This is a genomic window from Streptomyces sp. NPDC021019, assembly GCF_044333295.1.
Classification (GTDB): Bacteria; Actinomycetota; Actinomycetes; order Streptomycetales; family Streptomycetaceae; genus Streptomyces.
In genome coordinates, this window is sequence record NZ_JBIRQR010000002.1 from 167,402 (window position 1) to 181,135 (window position 13,734).

Annotated in this window: 12 protein-coding genes; 3 read left to right on the forward strand and 9 right to left on the reverse strand. The window is 74.0% G+C overall.

Annotated features, from left to right (window positions below):
* Positions 1-37: 37 nt before the first annotated feature.
* Complete coding sequence (locus tag ACH4RG_RS11695; protein WP_397916265.1) at positions 38-400, reverse strand: cupin domain-containing protein; 363 nt, start codon at positions 398-400, stop codon at positions 38-40.
* A 107-nt stretch (positions 401-507) separates the two neighbouring features.
* On the opposite strand from ACH4RG_RS11695, the gene ACH4RG_RS11700 reads away from it, so the two are divergent.
* Both ACH4RG_RS11700 and ACH4RG_RS11705 read left to right on the forward strand, forming a co-directional pair.
* Positions 508-1,479, forward strand: coding sequence for a pseudouridine-5'-phosphate glycosidase (locus ACH4RG_RS11700; protein ID WP_398539774.1), 972 nt, complete (start codon positions 508-510; stop codon positions 1,477-1,479).
* Positions 1,480-1,490: 11 nt separating this feature from the next.
* Entirely contained in the window at positions 1,491-2,411 is a 921-nt protein-coding gene (locus tag ACH4RG_RS11705; RefSeq protein ID WP_398539439.1) for a carbohydrate kinase family protein, read from the forward strand.
* Positions 2,412-2,436: 25 nt separating this feature from the next.
* Here the strand turns inward: ACH4RG_RS11705 and ACH4RG_RS11710 are convergent, their stop codons facing one another.
* Both ACH4RG_RS11710 and ACH4RG_RS11715 read right to left on the reverse strand, forming a co-directional pair.
* A complete protein-coding gene (locus ACH4RG_RS11710) occupies positions 2,437-3,084 on the reverse strand; it encodes a uridine kinase (RefSeq protein ID WP_398539440.1) in 648 nt (215 codons plus the stop codon).
* Between the two features lie 70 nt (positions 3,085-3,154).
* Positions 3,155-3,847, reverse strand: a complete 693-nt coding sequence (locus tag ACH4RG_RS11715; protein WP_397916268.1) for a winged helix-turn-helix transcriptional regulator — start codon at positions 3,845-3,847, stop codon at positions 3,155-3,157.
* Positions 3,848-3,932: 85 nt separating this feature from the next.
* Here ACH4RG_RS11715 and ACH4RG_RS11720 point away from each other — a divergent pair, with 85 nt between their 5' ends.
* A complete protein-coding gene (locus tag ACH4RG_RS11720) occupies positions 3,933-5,144 on the forward strand; it encodes a pyridoxal phosphate-dependent aminotransferase (RefSeq protein ID WP_398539441.1) in 1,212 nt (403 codons plus the stop codon).
* Between the two features lie 50 nt (positions 5,145-5,194).
* Here ACH4RG_RS11720 and ACH4RG_RS11725 read toward each other — a convergent pair whose 3' ends face one another.
* The 6 genes from ACH4RG_RS11725 to ACH4RG_RS11750 all read right to left on the reverse strand — a co-directional run bounded on the left by ACH4RG_RS11725 (position 5,195) and on the right by ACH4RG_RS11750 (position 13,663).
* A complete protein-coding gene (locus tag ACH4RG_RS11725; RefSeq protein ID WP_398539442.1) occupies positions 5,195-6,592 on the reverse strand; it encodes a VWA domain-containing protein in 1,398 nt (465 codons plus the stop codon).
* A gap of 233 nt (positions 6,593-6,825) precedes the next feature.
* Positions 6,826-8,052, reverse strand: a complete 1,227-nt coding sequence (locus ACH4RG_RS11730; protein ID WP_397930109.1) for an AAA family ATPase — start codon at positions 8,050-8,052, stop codon at positions 6,826-6,828.
* A 325-nt stretch (positions 8,053-8,377) separates the two neighbouring features.
* Positions 8,378-8,506: a hypothetical protein gene (locus ACH4RG_RS11735; protein ID WP_397916272.1), complete on the reverse strand. Its 129-nt coding sequence runs from the start codon at positions 8,504-8,506 to the stop codon at positions 8,378-8,380.
* Positions 8,507-8,512: 6 nt separating this feature from the next.
* Positions 8,513-9,244, reverse strand: coding sequence for a hypothetical protein (locus ACH4RG_RS11740; RefSeq protein ID WP_397916273.1), 732 nt, complete (start codon positions 9,242-9,244; stop codon positions 8,513-8,515).
* Positions 9,245-9,287: 43 nt separating this feature from the next.
* On the reverse strand, positions 9,288-10,643 hold the full coding sequence (locus tag ACH4RG_RS11745) for an SWIM zinc finger family protein (RefSeq protein ID WP_398539443.1): 1,356 nt from the start codon (positions 10,641-10,643) through the stop codon (positions 9,288-9,290).
* Positions 10,640-13,663: an SNF2-related protein gene (locus ACH4RG_RS11750; protein WP_398539444.1), complete on the reverse strand. Its 3,024-nt coding sequence runs from the start codon at positions 13,661-13,663 to the stop codon at positions 10,640-10,642. Before ACH4RG_RS11750 ends, ACH4RG_RS11745 begins: the two co-directional genes overlap by 4 nt.
* Between the last annotated feature and the right edge of the window lie 71 nt (positions 13,664-13,734).

Below are 13,734 nucleotides of genomic sequence, written 5' to 3' on the forward strand. Positions count from 1 at the left end.
CCGCCGTCGGCGCGACCGTAGTTATCAGCCACAGCCCTCAGAGGCTGATGTGGTACGCCTTGCGGAGCGTCTCGTGGACGGTCCAGGTCGTCCGGTCGCCCTCGCGCAGGACGCAGGCGTCTCCCGGGCCGATCTCCAGTGTCGCCCCGCCCTCGACCGCGACCGTCGCCCGTCCGCTCACGACCACGAACAGCTCGTTCGCCTCGGTGTCTGTGACCACCCCGGGGGTGATCTGCCAGATCCCCCGGAGCTGCCTGCCGTCGGCCGATTCCCCCAGCACCTTGCCCGTCACCACGGGATCGCCCGAGACGATCTGCGCCGGATCGAGAGGTTCCGGTACGAGTTCGGCGTCCGGGATGTGCACGGCGAAGGAGGCGGGGGCCTGGTCGTTTGTCGTCATGGCCGGTCACCTTAGCGACCGCTTCCGGCCACCCAGCGGCCAGGACCCGCCCCAGGAGGTCCGTCCGTGGTTTGCGTCCCTCCCGGCCGCGACAGGGATGGGGCATGCTGCCTCAGAATCCACCGGACCAGCGTCCCGCTCCGCGCGGGAACCTCGGGTCGAACGCCTACGAATTCGTGCTCTCGGCGGAGGTGCGGGACGCTCTGAGCGCCGGTCTGCCCGTCGTGGCGCTGGAGTCGACGATCATCGCGCACGGTCTGCCGCGCCCCCGCAATCTGTCCGTGGCCCGGGAGCTGGAAGGGCTCGTCCGGTCCGTCGGCGCCGTCCCGGCCACCATCGCCGTTCTGGACGGGCGGGCCCATGTCGGCCTGGGAGCGGACCAGTTGGAGCGGGTCGCCGGGGACCCGGCGGTACGCAAGCTCGGGCACCGCGATCTCGCCCCGGCGCTCGCCGCCGGGGCGAGCGGGGCGACGACGGTGTCCGCGACGGCGTTCCTGGCGGGGCGGGCGGGCCTCGGCGTCTTCGCGACGGGCGGGCTCGGCGGCGTACACCGGGGGTGGGCCGAGAACCAGGACGAGTCGGCCGATCTGCGGCTGCTCGCCCACACCGGGATCACCGTGGTCTGCGCGGGAGTGAAGTCGATCCTCGACGTCCCGGCGACCCTCCAGCGGCTGGAGACCCTCGGCGTCTGTGTCGTCGGCTACGGCACCGGGCACTTCCCCGGCTTCTACCTGAGCAGCTCCGGCGAACCCGTCGACTGGACGGTGCGCAGCCCGGAGGAGGTGGTGGAGGTGATCCGGGCGAAGGAGGCGCTGGGCGGCCCGCCGGCCGCGCTGATCGTCGCCAACCCCGTGGCGGCCCAGGATCAGTTGGACCCGGCACTGCACGACCGGGTGCTGGCGGAGGCGTTGGACGCGTGCCGGGAGCGGGGCGTCTCGGGGCAGGGCGTGACGCCGTTCCTGCTGGACCAGCTGATGCGGCGCACCGGGGGCGCGTCGCTGGAGGCGAACCTGGCGGCCGTCCGCGGGAACGTGACGCTCGCGGCGCGGATCGCCGTCGCGGCGGCGGGCGCCCGGTGAACCGTCCGGCGGTGGGCGGTGGGCTTCTGGTGGTGGGGGACGTGGTCACGGACGTGGTGGCGCGGTACGGATCGGCGCTCGCCCACGGTACGGACACGGCGGCCCGGATCCGCACGCTGCCGGGCGGCGCCGGGGCCAACGTCGCCTGTTGGGCGGTGCGTTCGGGATGCACGGACGTGCGGCTGCTGGCCAGGGCGGGGGCGGACTCGGCCGGCTGGCATCGGGGGGAGCTGGAGAGGGCGGGGGTCCGGGCGTTCCTGGCGGTGGACGACGCGTTCCCGACGGCGACCGTCATCGCCCTGGTCGACGCGGCGGCGGAGCGTACGTTCCTGACCGACGGCGGGGCGGTGCTGCGGCTCACCGGCGAGGACTTCGTACCCACGATGCTCGACGGTGTCGGGCGGCTGCACCTCTCCGGCTATCTCCTGTTCGCCGCGGTGAGCCGGGGCGCCGCCCTCGTCGCCCTGCGTGCCGCCGTGGAGCGGGGAGTTCCGGTGAGCGTGGACCCGGCGTCGGCCGGGTTCCTCGGCGAGCTGGGGCCCCAGCGCTTCCTGGAGTTCGCGGAGGGTGCGGAGCTGCTGCTGCCGAACGCGGACGAGGCCCGCCTGCTCACCGGGCTCCCGGGACCGGAGGCCGCGGCGGCCGAGTTGAGCCGGTGGTTCCCGCGCGTCGTCGTCACCCTGGGCGCACGGGGGGCAGTGGTGGCCGCGGGGGGCGAGGTCGTCGGCCGCGCCCCCGCCCCGCCGGTACGCGAGCCGGTCGACTCGACGGGGGCGGGCGACGCGTTCACCGGCGGGTTCCTCGCGGCGCTGCTGGCCGGGGCCGACGACCTGACCGCGGCGGCCGAGGGCTGCCGGGCGGGGGCGGTGGCCGTGGCCACGGTGGGCGGCCGGCCGCCGGTCCGGAGCCCCCGGCCGCCGCCGGTCCGGTGACGGGCGCTCCCGGAGAGGGCCCCGTTCACCCGCTACCGGGCAGCCCCGACCAGGCGGGGTGCGCCGGGTCGTCCGCCCGGACCACCACGTCCGCGCGGTCCGAGGGCGCCACCTCGTCCTCGTACCGGGCGAACGCGGGCAGGGTCCAGCGTTCCGGCTCCGCCGTGCGTCGCCGCAGCGCCCCCGGGGACAGCCGCACATGGACGCTGAGCGCGAACGGGAACCAGTGCCCCAGCAGGAACGGGCCGTGCACGACGACCACCCCGCCCTCGGGCAGGGAGTGGTACGGGCTACGGGTGGCCCGGTCGGTCACGGGGTCCCACAGATCGGGCAGCACGCGGCCGGAGCCGCCGGTCTCCAGCGGCCCGAACACCTCGCGCCACAGCGCCCCGGTGTCGTACCAGCTGTCGGCGTACGCGTCCGGGTCCCGCTTCCCGTACTCGAAGCGCAGGCTCGCCGGGCGCAGGAAGCCCTCGGTGGAGACGACGAGCACCGCACGGCCGAGCAGCCGCAGCTCCCGCGCGAGGCGTTCGGCGCTCTCGCGGGTGCGGGCGGCCGGCGCTCCGTCGATGCCGAGTGCGAGCCAGGGCCCGCCGTCGGCGGCGGACAGCCCGTCGGCGTAGCGGGCCAGTTCGCCGGCCAGCCGTTCCCGGGTGATCGCTTCGAGTCGCACGGACCCATCATCGCCGCACCGGCGGAGGGGACGCTCGGGTGAGGGAGGTCCGGCCGCCCGCGCGGGAGGTTCAGGCGCCCCGCAGTTCGGCGGCGAGCGGGCCTTCGCCGAGCACCTCGACGCGGCCGTCCTTCACCGCCTCCGCGAGGGTCGCCCCACCCCGCGCGAGCTCCAGACACACCTCGGCGTCCAGGACGATCCGGGCGTCGGGGCGGTCGGCGGGGCCGTAGCCGTACACCGCGGCGACCGCTTCGGCGGCCGTGAGCGCGGTCCCCGCTCCCCCACCGACACGGAGGTGGAACTCGCCCTCCTCCAGCCGGACCTCGAGGACGCCCTCGCGGGTGAGCCCGGCGAGGGCGCCGAGCAGGGGCAGGGCGAACCAGTGGGCCCGCACCGCGTCCGTGGGGCGGCGCTCGGCGAGGGCGGGCGACCCCCACTCGGCGAGGGCCGCGAGGACGGGCAGCAGGCCGCGGCCGCGGGCGGTCAGCTCGTAGACCGACGCCGCCGACGGGGGCGGCAGCTTGCGGCGCAGGGCGAGTCCGGTCTGTTCCATGTCCTTGAGCCGGGAGGCCAGCACATCCGTGCTGACGCCGGGCAGGTCGGCGTGCAGGTCCGTGTACCGGCGCGGCCCGCCCAGCAGTTCACGGACGATCAGCAGCGTCCACCGGTCGCCGACGGAGTCGAGGGCGCGGGCGGTGGCGTCGAACTGGTCGTAGCTCCGGCGACGGGCGGGGCGTGCTGCTGGCTGCTGCTGACGTGGCATGCGACGCAGTCTAGACATGTTGTTGGACTTTCCAAGCTGAAGCTTGGTAAAACCAAGTATCGCAATTCGGCTCGGGAGGCAGCGCATGGAGTTCCGGCAGTCCAGCAAGCTCAACGAGGTCTGCTACGAGATCCGGGGCCCGGTCATCGAACACGCCAACGCCCTGGAGGAGGCGGGCCACAGCGTGCTCCGGCTCAACACGGGCAATCCCGCGCTCTTCGGTTTCGAGGCTCCCGAGGAGATCGTCCAGGACATGATCCGGATGCTGCCGCGGGCGCACGGCTACACCGATTCGCGCGGCGTCCTCTCGGCCCGGCGGGCGGTGGTCCAGCGTTACCAGGCCATGGGCCTGACCGAGGTCGACGTGGACGACGTGTTCCTCGGCAACGGGGTCTCCGAGCTGATCTCCATGGCGGTGCAGGCGCTGCTGGAGGACGGCGACGAGGTGCTGATCCCGGCCCCGGACTTCCCGCTGTGGACGGCGGTGACCACGCTCGCGGGCGGCAAGGCCGTGCACTACGTCTGCGACGAGGAGTCCGACTGGAATCCGGATCTCGCCGACATGGCCGCGAAGATCACCGACCGGACCAGGGCCGTCGTGATCATCAACCCGAACAACCCCACCGGCGCGGTCTATCCGCGCGCGATCCTCGAAGGCATCCTCGATCTGGCCAGGCGGCACGGGCTGATGGTGTTCGCCGACGAGATCTACGACCAGATCCTGTACGACGGGGCCGAGCACCACAGCGCGGCGGTCCTCGCCCCCGACCTGGTCTGCCTCACCTTCAGCGGCCTGTCGAAGACGTACCGGGTGGCCGGCTTCCGGTCCGGCTGGATGGTGGTCTCCGGTCCGCGGCAGCACGCCCGCAACTACCTGGAGGGCCTCACCATGCTGGCCTCCATGCGCCTCTGCCCCAACGCCCCGGCCCAGTACGCCATTCAGGCCGCGCTCGGCGGACGGCAGTCCATCCGGGAGCTGGTCGCGCCCGGCGGGCGGCTGCACGAGCAGCGCGACCGGGCCTGGGAGCGGCTGAACGAGATCCCCGGCGTCTCGTGCGTGAAGCCGAAGGGCGCTCTGTACGCCTTCCCGCGCATCGATCCGAAGGTGCACCACATCGTCGACGACGAGAAGTTCGTGCTGGACCTGCTGTTGCGGGAGAAGATCCAGGTGGTGCAGGGCACCGGCTTCAGCTGGCCGCGCCCGGACCACTTCCGCATCCTCACCCTCCCGTACGCCGACGACCTCGACGCGGCGATCAGCCGCATCGGCCGCTTCCTGAGCGGGTACCGGCAGTGATGCGCGCGCCCCGTCCGGCCGGGGTCGGGTGAAGCGGATCCGGCCGGGGGTCAGATGAGCCGGAAGAGATCCGCGGCGGCGTGGACGTCGGTGAGGTCCTCGATGGAGCGGAGGTTGTCGCACAGCGCGTCCAGGACCGAACCGGCCTCGGCGGCCCCCGGGGCGCCGACGGCGAGGCCGAAGACGCGGAAGCCCAGCGCCCGCCTGGCCTCGTTCCAGCCACGCATCCACTCCTCGGGGACGCCGCATTCGTCATCGGTGATCATCACGATGTCGCCGCGCGTGGTGGCGGCGTCGTCGAACTCCTCCTCCAGAAGTTCGCGGGCCGCGGTCAGGGGCGACTGGTAGCTGGTGCCGCCGCCGAGGAAGGTCTCCGCGAAGTCGAGCACCCGCTCGACGCCGGCGGACCGGCCGGCCGGGAAGCGGAAGACCTGGATCCTGTCCTCGGCGGAGAACAGGATGCCGACGAAGTCGCGCCCGGCATGGCGGGCCTGGTCCAGCAGCGCCAGGGCGCACGCCTTGGACCACGCCTCCCGCGTGACTCCTCCGGGCCCCGCCGCGTACATCGAGTGGGAGGTGTCCACGCAGGCGATGACGGCGCCCCGCCCCGTCGGCTGCTCGCCCCGGCTGTCGTAGAGCATCAGCTCCCCGGCGGCGTACCGCGCGGCGAAGACGGCACGCAGCCCGGGCAGGCCGAGGTTGGCCAGTTCGGAGGGGATCAGGCGGGAGAGGTCGTCGCCGAGCGTGACGCCGACCAGCTCCCCGGCGGTGCTCTCCACCTTGCGGGCCCGCTCCCCGTCGGCCATCTGCCGGAAGCGGCCGATCAGTTCGGCCCACCGGGCGAGACGGCCGGCGCGCAGCCGCTCGGCGAGCCGGGCGCGACGCGCGTACGGCATCCGCTCCAGCTCGCCGGGGCCCACACCCCAGGCCCGCATCAGCACGGCCTCCTCCTCGACGGCCTCGGCGGCCTTCGCCGCCGCGTGGTGCGCGGCGGTGCGGAGGCCGGGGACGGCGGCGGCGCCCTGCTCGGCAGCCCGGGCGGCCAGCCGCGCGGCGGTTCCGGTCGCCTCGGCGGCCTCGATCGCCCGGTGGACGGCGGCGGCGGTCGATGCGGGTACGCCGCCGTCCTCGTCGGCCTCCTCGGCGGCGCGCTGGAGCGCCTCGGCCACGGTGGTCGCAGCGCTGTCGGCGTCCTGGAGGGCTTTCGCCGCTCGCTCGGCCCGCCCCTGGGCGTCCTGCGCGCGCTCCAGCATCCCGCGGAGGGCGCCGGACTGGGCGAGGACGGCCATGGCGGCGGCGTAGGGGTCGCCGACGGTTTCCCGGCGCAGTGCGGCGAAGTCCGGTGACTCCACCAGTGCGGTGACGATCTGGTGGTTGACCAGCCGCGAGGGTTCCATCTCCGTACGCTCGCGCAGTCGGAGGCCGACCTTGTAGGCGGCCAGGAACACGTCGGCCAGGAGGTCGGCGGCGTGGTCGTGACGCTCGCCCAGTGCCTGGGCCAGCTCGCGCAGTCCTTCGGACTGCTCGCAGGTGTCGCGCCAGGTGAACCGTTCGAACCGGTCCGCGACGACGGCCCCCGCGCTCCGCTCGGCCGTGGAGTGGCCCAGCCACGTCCGGGCCCGGCCCGCGAGCGCGTCGAGCGCGGCCGGCGCCCTGCCTGCGCCGCTGTTCCTCCCGGTGTTCAGAGCCGGTCCTGGACCATGCTCGCGTCCATGCCGAGCGCCTCGGTGAGGACACGGGCGCGGACGGCGCGCTGACGGCCGGTGACCCGGTCGATGGCGGCGGTGGAGCGGCCGGCGCCCGCCGCCTCGGCACGCAGCTTCTCCAGCCGCTTGCCCGCCGTGGCGAGCTTGTTGTGGGCCTTCTTGATGACCCAGTCGCTGAGCGCCTCGCGGGACTGCCCCGCCATGGCGTCGAGTTGAGCCTCCAGCTCGTCGAGGGCGTCGGCCAGGTCGAGCGCCTCCTTGGCGTCGGGGTTGACCAGGTGCAGCACCTCCCGCTCGACGGTGGGGCGCTGCGCCGGGGAGTCCCACAGCACGTGGGTGAGCACGGTCAGGTCGGTCGCGGCGACCGTCGGGCGGCCGTCGAGGTACGCGGACGCCTGGAGCAGCCGCACCGCCTGCCGCCAGCGGCGGTCGGAGGCGACGAGCTCCTTGCGGCGCAGGGCCGCCCGCAGTGCGCACACGGCGTCCACGATGGCGTCGGGGACGTCCACGGCCGGGACGGATCCGGTCACCGCGTGCTGCAACGCGGCCAGTTCGACGGTGGTACGGACCGGGGCCGCCGGGCGGCTGACGGCGGAGCGGACCAGCGCGGCGAAGTTCGACGGGTCCGCCAGGTATCCGACCTCGATCCGCACCAGCAGCCGGTCGTAGATCGCGGCCGTGTCCTCCCCGGTCGGCAGTTCGTTGCTCGCCGTGATGGCGCCGATCAGCGGGCAGCGAATCGGCTCGCCGCCGCTCTCGGGGTGGTAAATCCGCTCGTTGAGGTAGCCCAGGGTCTCGTTCAGCGCCGCCGTGGAGCACTTGAAGATCTCGTCGATGAAGGCGACGTGCGCGGTCGTGGCGCGGCCCTCGTACACCTGGCGGTACTCCCCGCGGGCCAGCGCGGCGACGTCGACGGGACCGAACATTCTCGTCGGCGCGGTGAACTTCGACAGGAGGATCTCCCAGTAGGCAGCCCCCTCGACCCTGCCGGTGAGCTCCCGGGCGATCTCGGACTTCGCCGTTCCGGGCGGGCCGAGCACCAGCGAGTGCTGTCCGGCCAGCAACGCCACCACGAGCGTGCGCACCACGTCGGCCCGCTCGTAGAAGCGTTCCGACACCTCGTCACAGATCGCCCGCAGCCGGGCGGCTGTGCCCTGCGCGTCCCCGGCACCTTGCTCGTCTACGTCTCGCACGTCCTGCATTGTGCCCTGCGGGTCCCGCGCCCCTGTGGTCGGCTCCGGGTCTCCGCCGCTCCCCGGGGACGGGAGCGGGCCCGGAGGCGTAGCCGGCCTCCGGGCCCTGAGTGTGCCGCCCATCGGGCACGCCGGCACGTTTAAGGATCCGGGTCAGTCTGATGTCGTCGCGTCCTGCCTTTGGACCACCGCAGATCGGAGCTCTGCGGGCCGGACTTGAACCGGCATTTCGACGCGCGCGGGCCCGGGCCCGTTCGATCCGGCGATCGGCGGCGAATGCTGAGTCTGGAGCAATAGTCTGAGATTGACGGCGGTCTGCCTCTGCCTGCTTGGGCTACTCCGGCCCGTGCCGGAGGGAGGAGTCGAACCTCCACTGGAACCGCGCCTTCACGACAAGCCTCAGTTTCAGCTTGCGCTCCTCGCGCACCCCGGCCCCCGAGAAGTCGGCGGCCGGGGAATCCATGGTCGGTCACCCGAAGAGGTAACCGAATACCGCATCACCCACCCGCTGGTCGGTGACCTCTGCGCCGTTGGCCTCCTCGCGGGCGAACTTCACGGCCTGCTGGAGCTTCTCGATCCGGTCCAGCAGTTCGTTGACGCGCCGCGCGGGCAGCGCCCCGGAGAACTTGACCGTCGTCCAGTACCCGATCGGGATGTCCTCGTAGTACACCTCGACCTGCGCCGGGTGCTTCTCGGTGGCCTCCGCCTTCACGTGGTTGCGGGGCACCTTCTTCGTGCGGACCGTGCGGACCGGCTCGGTCTTCCAGGCGTCGGTCGAGGGGTCCTGCACCCAGGCCTCGGCGGCATCCAGCACGGGCAGCTTGCGGACGAAGGTGTTGAGGTCGGTCAGCTGCTTCTCGAGGAAGAGCAGATACGACACCGGCACCTCGCTCACCAGCACCCGCCCGTCGACCTTGACATCGGCCCTGGCCGAGCAGTTCGCCCAGTCCTTCGTGGCGGTCACATCGAAGAGCCGGGTCAGGGTGACCGCGGTGTCCCGCAGCACGTCCTCGGCCTTGACCTGGACGAGCGTCGACTCGGGCGGAAGCTGTTCGCCCTCCTCGTCCTTGGGCTGGTAGGTCCGGGAGATCCCGGCCAGCAGTCCGGCCTTCTGGAGGCCGTGATGAGCCGCCGTCAGGTCCTGGTGTGCCTTGGACTTGACGCCCTTCTCCACTGCGATGATCTGATTGAGTTTCGCCACGTCGTGGACGCTAACAGGGGCGAGTCTCCCCTGGCCAGGGGTTTTATCGTACGTACGACGGGGCGTCGGTCCCGGAGGCGTCGGGGACGGAGTCGCCGGCCAGCAGGGCCTCCAGGGCGGCCACCGGATCGGGGTCCGGGGCGGCGCGCGGCCACCAGTCGTCGGCGCCGGGGTCGGATTCGTAGCCGTACCACCGGTGGTCGTGGCCGAGGCGGAGCTGGAGCGAACCGTCCGGGTGGGTGAGGTGGTTGCGCGAGGGGGTGAAGCGCGGATAGCCGGCGGCGGCGAGCGCGGGCCTGGCCCGGTCGAAGGGGCCGGCCGGCGGGTCCCAGGGCGTCTCCAGGACCGCGAGGCCCTCGGCGTCGCCCTGCCGCCAGGCGGCGACGGCGCGGGCGAGGTCGGTGGTGGTGCGGCCGGTGGCGTAGGCCAGCTCCCGGTAGAGCGCGCGGGTGGTGGCGGTGAGCCCGGCGGTCGGCCGTGCGGCGGCGAGGCGGACCGCGTCCTGCCACGGGGTGAGCCCGGCCAGCGGATCACGGCCCGTGGTCAGCAGTGCGTGGGCGCGGGCGGCGGCGTCGGTGGCGAGGTGGTCCAGGCCCAACGGGTCACGGGCGCCGGGCAGATCGGGATACGACGGTGGCTGGCCGGGGTGCGGCGGTACGGGCAGGGGTGCCGGGAGCGGCGGCAGGAAGCGGGCCGCGAAGGCCTCCGGGGCCCCGACCGTCGGGACGGCGGGAGCGGCGGGGCGCTCGCGGGCGGAGTGTTCGGCGTTGCGCCGGCCGAGCTCGTCCAGCAGCTCGCGCTCGCCCCGGCCCCGCATCAGCAGCAGGACGAACGGGTCGCCGTCGAGGAGCAGGGCCGTCTGGAAGCAGAGGGCGGCGACGTGCTTGCAGGGCCGCCCGTGGTCGGGGCAGGTACAGCTGGGGTCGAGGTCGTCGGCGGCGGGCAGCAGCCGGACACCGGCCTCCTCGGCGGTGTGGGCCAGGGAGTGCGGCATCTCCTTGGCCAGCAGCGCGGACAGGTGGCCGGGGTGGGCGGCGACCGCGTCGAGCAGGGTCTCCCAGCCGGGGTCGGTGAAGGTGCGCAGCCGCAGCTCGGCGCGGTAGGGGCGGGCCCGGCTGCCGTGCACGTAGGCGACGACCCGCCCGGGGGTGACGGTGATCGCGGCGACCTGGCCGTCGTCGGCGTACGCGCGGCCGCGGGCGAGGCGGGCCTCGTCCATCGACAGCGACTCCAGCGCGTCCACCCAGGCCCGGCCCCACCAGCTGCCCGCGAAGGGCTCGCCCTCGGCGGAGATGCGGGCGGGCACCGCCTCGAAGGTGCGCCGCAGATCGTCCGGTCCGGGCCGGACACGGGGTGCCGATCTCCGGGCGGCCGGGCCGGTGGTCGGGCGGGGGCTCATGCGGGCCTCCGCAGCGATACGAGGTCGGCCAGGTCACGGTCGCTGAGCTCGGTCAGGGCGCTCTCGCCGCTGCCGAGCACCGCGTCGGCCAGGACCCGTTTGGACTCCAGCAGCTCGGCGATCCGGTCCTCCACCGTGCCCTCCGCGATGATCCGGTGGACCTGCACGGGCTGGGTCTGGCCGATGCGGTACGCCCGGTCGGTGGCCTGCTCCTCCACGGCGGGGTTCCACCAGCGGTCGAAGTGGACGACATGGGCGGCGCGGGTCAGGTTCAGCCCGGTGCCGGCCGCCTTGAGGGAGAGCAGGAAGACGGGGACCTCGGCGGACTGGAAGCGGTCCACCATCCGCTCCCGCTCGGCCACCGCCGTACCGCCGTGGAGGAGCTGGGAGGGGATCGCTCGGGAGGCGAGGTGCGCGGAGAGGAGCTTCGCCATCGCCACGTACTGCGTGAAGATCAGGACCGAGCCGTCCTCGGACAGGATCGTGTCGAGCAGTTCGTCGAGGAGGGCGAGCTTGCCGGAACGGCCCGTGAGCCGGGTCGGCTCCTCCTTCAGATACTGGGCGGGGTGGTTGCAGATCTGCTTGAGCGAGGTCAGCAGCTTCATGACGAGACCCCGGCGGGCGATGCCCTCCGCCGCCTCGATCCGCGCCATCGTCTCGCGGACGGCCGCCTCGTAGAGCGTGGCCTGCTCACGGGTGAGGGAGACGGGGTGGTCGGTCTCCGTCTTGGGCGGCAGCTCGGGGGCGATGCCGGGGTCGGACTTCTTGCGCCGCAGGAGGAAGGGCCGCACCAGCCGGGACAGCCGCTCCACCGCCTCCTCGTTGCCCAGGCCCGCGGCGGTGCCGGTGTTCTCCACGATCCGGGCGTGCCGGGCCCGGAACGCCTTGAGCGGGCCCAGCAGTCCGGGTGTGGTCCAGTCGAGGAGCGCCCAGAGCTCGGAGAGGTTGTTCTCGACGGGGGTGCCGGTGAGGGCGACCCGGGCCGGGGCGGGGATGGTGCGCAGCGCCTTGGCCGTGGAGGAGTGCGGATTCTTGACGTGCTGCGCCTCGTCGGCGACGACCAGGCCCCAGCTCTGCTCGGCCAACTGGGGAGCGCTGGAGCGCATGGTGCCGTAGGTGGTGAGGACGAAGCCGCCGTCCGGGTCGCTCAGGGTGCGGTCCGTGCCGTGGAAGCGGCGCACGGGGACGCCGGGGGCGAAGCGGTTGATCTCGCGGTGCCAGTTGCCGAGGAGGGAGGCGGGGCAGACCACCAGGGTGGGCGAGGGGTGCGCCCGGTGCAGATGGAGGGCGATGAGGGTGATCGTCTTGCCGAGGCCCATGTCGTCGGCGAGGCAGCCGCCGAGCCCGAGCGAGGTCATCCGGTCCAGCCAGGCCAGACCGCGCAGTTGGTAGTCGCGCAGCGTCGCGTCGAGGCCGGGCGGCGGCGCGATCGTGGTGTCCTGGGTGAGGATCCTCGTACGGAGGGCGGCCAGCGCCCCGGCGGGGACGGCGTCCACCCGCTCGCCGTCCACCTCCGCACTGCCGGTGAGGGCGACGGCGAGCGCGTCCACCGGATCCAGGAGCCCCAGCTCCCGCTTGCGCGCCCTGCGTACGAGCGCGGGGTCGACGACCACCCACTGGTCACGCAGCCGAACCACCGGGCGGTGGGCCTCGGCCAGGGTGTCCATCTCGGCCTCGGTCAGCCGCTCCTCCCCCAGGGACAGCTGCCAGTCGAAGGCGAAGAGGTGCTCGGCGTCGAAGAAGGACGTGCCGTCGGTGGCCGATCCGGGCGCGGGCCGCACGACGGCGGTCGCGGTGAGGGAGCGGGCCAGGTCGCGCGGCCAGTGCACCTCGACCCCGGCGGCGGCCAGCCGGGATCCCGCGTCGCTCAGCAGCTCGTACAGCTCGTCCTCGGTGATCGCGAGCACATCGGGGGCGGGCTGCCCCAGCAGTCGTTCCAGCGGGGCCCAGACGCGGGCGGCGCGGCGCAGCGCCAGCACCGCGTCGACCCGGGCACGCGGCCCGAACGGCTCGCCCGCCGCGCCGTTCCACAGGGCGGCCGCGTCCACCACGTAGGTCGGGTCGGCGAGGCTGTGGACCTGGACGACGGCAGCGGCGGCGTGCCGGGCCGCCGGGTCGTCCGGGTGCTCCGGCGGCGCGGCTCCTCCGCCGGTCTCCGTCTCCTCGCGGGCGGCCGTGACCTCGTAGGTGTCGGCGGTGTCGAACAGCTCGTACGCGGAGAGGTCCAGGCGCAGCGAGACCCGCACGCCCGCGTCCAGGCCCGAGGCGACCTCCACGGCCCAGGCCGCGGCATGGGGCAGACGCTGGGGCTCGTGGGCGGCGAACGGCGCGCCCATCGCGAACGCGGCGGCGGGGGTGCGCGGCAGGGTGTCGGCGACGGCGTCCAGGAACGCTCCGATCAGCGCCTGGGGGTCGGGGAGCCGGGGCGGCTCGGAACCGGGGACGGGTGCCGCGTGCCCCTCGGGCGGCAGGGCGGCGGCGACCGCCCGCAGATGCGCGACGTCCTCGGCGTCCCTCGGACCCGCCCGCCACGCGTCGTGACCGGCCGCCGTGAGTCCGGGAAGGAGCCTGCCGCGGGCGACGAGCTGAAGGGCGTGCAGGGCGGCCGCGCCCCAGCAGCGGGTGGCGGGATGGGCGGAGGCCTGATGGCGGGCCCGGACGAGCAGGGGGAGCGCGTCGGCCACGGACAACAGCGCCGCGGGCGCCGCGACGGCGCGGACGCTCCCGGGGCCCGCCGCCGGGTCCGGCCGGACAACCGTGAGCCGGGCGGTGGTGCACGGGACGGAGTCGGGACTGCGGGGGGTCTCCGCGTACCCGAAGTGCGTCCCGCTCCGCCCCTGCTCGCCGTCGTCGTGCCACGGTCCGGCGTCCCCGAGCGGGTCCCAGAAGGCGATGCGGCCGTCCCTGGGCACCGGGCCGGGCAGGAAGACCGCCGCGCAGCGCAGCAGGCGGCCGGCATCGGCGGTCCGGGCCGGGCCCTCGGTGTGCCGCGGCTCGCTCTCGCGGGTCCGTGCCGTCATGTCCGTCACCCCCTCCCCCCTGATCCACGGTCGCCGTCGGCACGGAATGTGCTGACTCCGCGAGTCTAGGC

Bases quoted from the DNA above. Each gene is read 5' to 3' on its own strand.
- ACH4RG_RS11735 (WP_397916272.1), bottom strand. From the start codon at position 8,506: ATGGATTCCCCGGCCGCCGACTTCTCGGGGGCCGGGGTGCGCGAGGAG.
- ACH4RG_RS11715 (WP_397916268.1), bottom strand. From the start codon at position 3,847: ATGCCACGTCAGCAGCAGCCAGCAGCACGCCCCGCCCGTCGCCGGAGC.
- ACH4RG_RS11745 (WP_398539443.1), bottom strand. From the start codon at position 10,643: ATGAGCCCCCGCCCGACCACCGGCCCGGCCGCCCGGAGATCGGCACCC.
- ACH4RG_RS11720 (WP_398539441.1), top strand. From the start codon at position 3,933: ATGGAGTTCCGGCAGTCCAGCAAGCTCAACGAGGTCTGCTACGAGATC.
- ACH4RG_RS11695 (WP_397916265.1), bottom strand. From the start codon at position 400: ATGACGACAAACGACCAGGCCCCCGCCTCCTTCGCCGTGCACATCCCG.
- ACH4RG_RS11730 (WP_397930109.1), bottom strand. From the start codon at position 8,052: ATGCAGGACGTGCGAGACGTAGACGAGCAAGGTGCCGGGGACGCGCAG.
- ACH4RG_RS11750 (WP_398539444.1), bottom strand. From the start codon at position 13,663: ATGACGGCACGGACCCGCGAGAGCGAGCCGCGGCACACCGAGGGCCCG.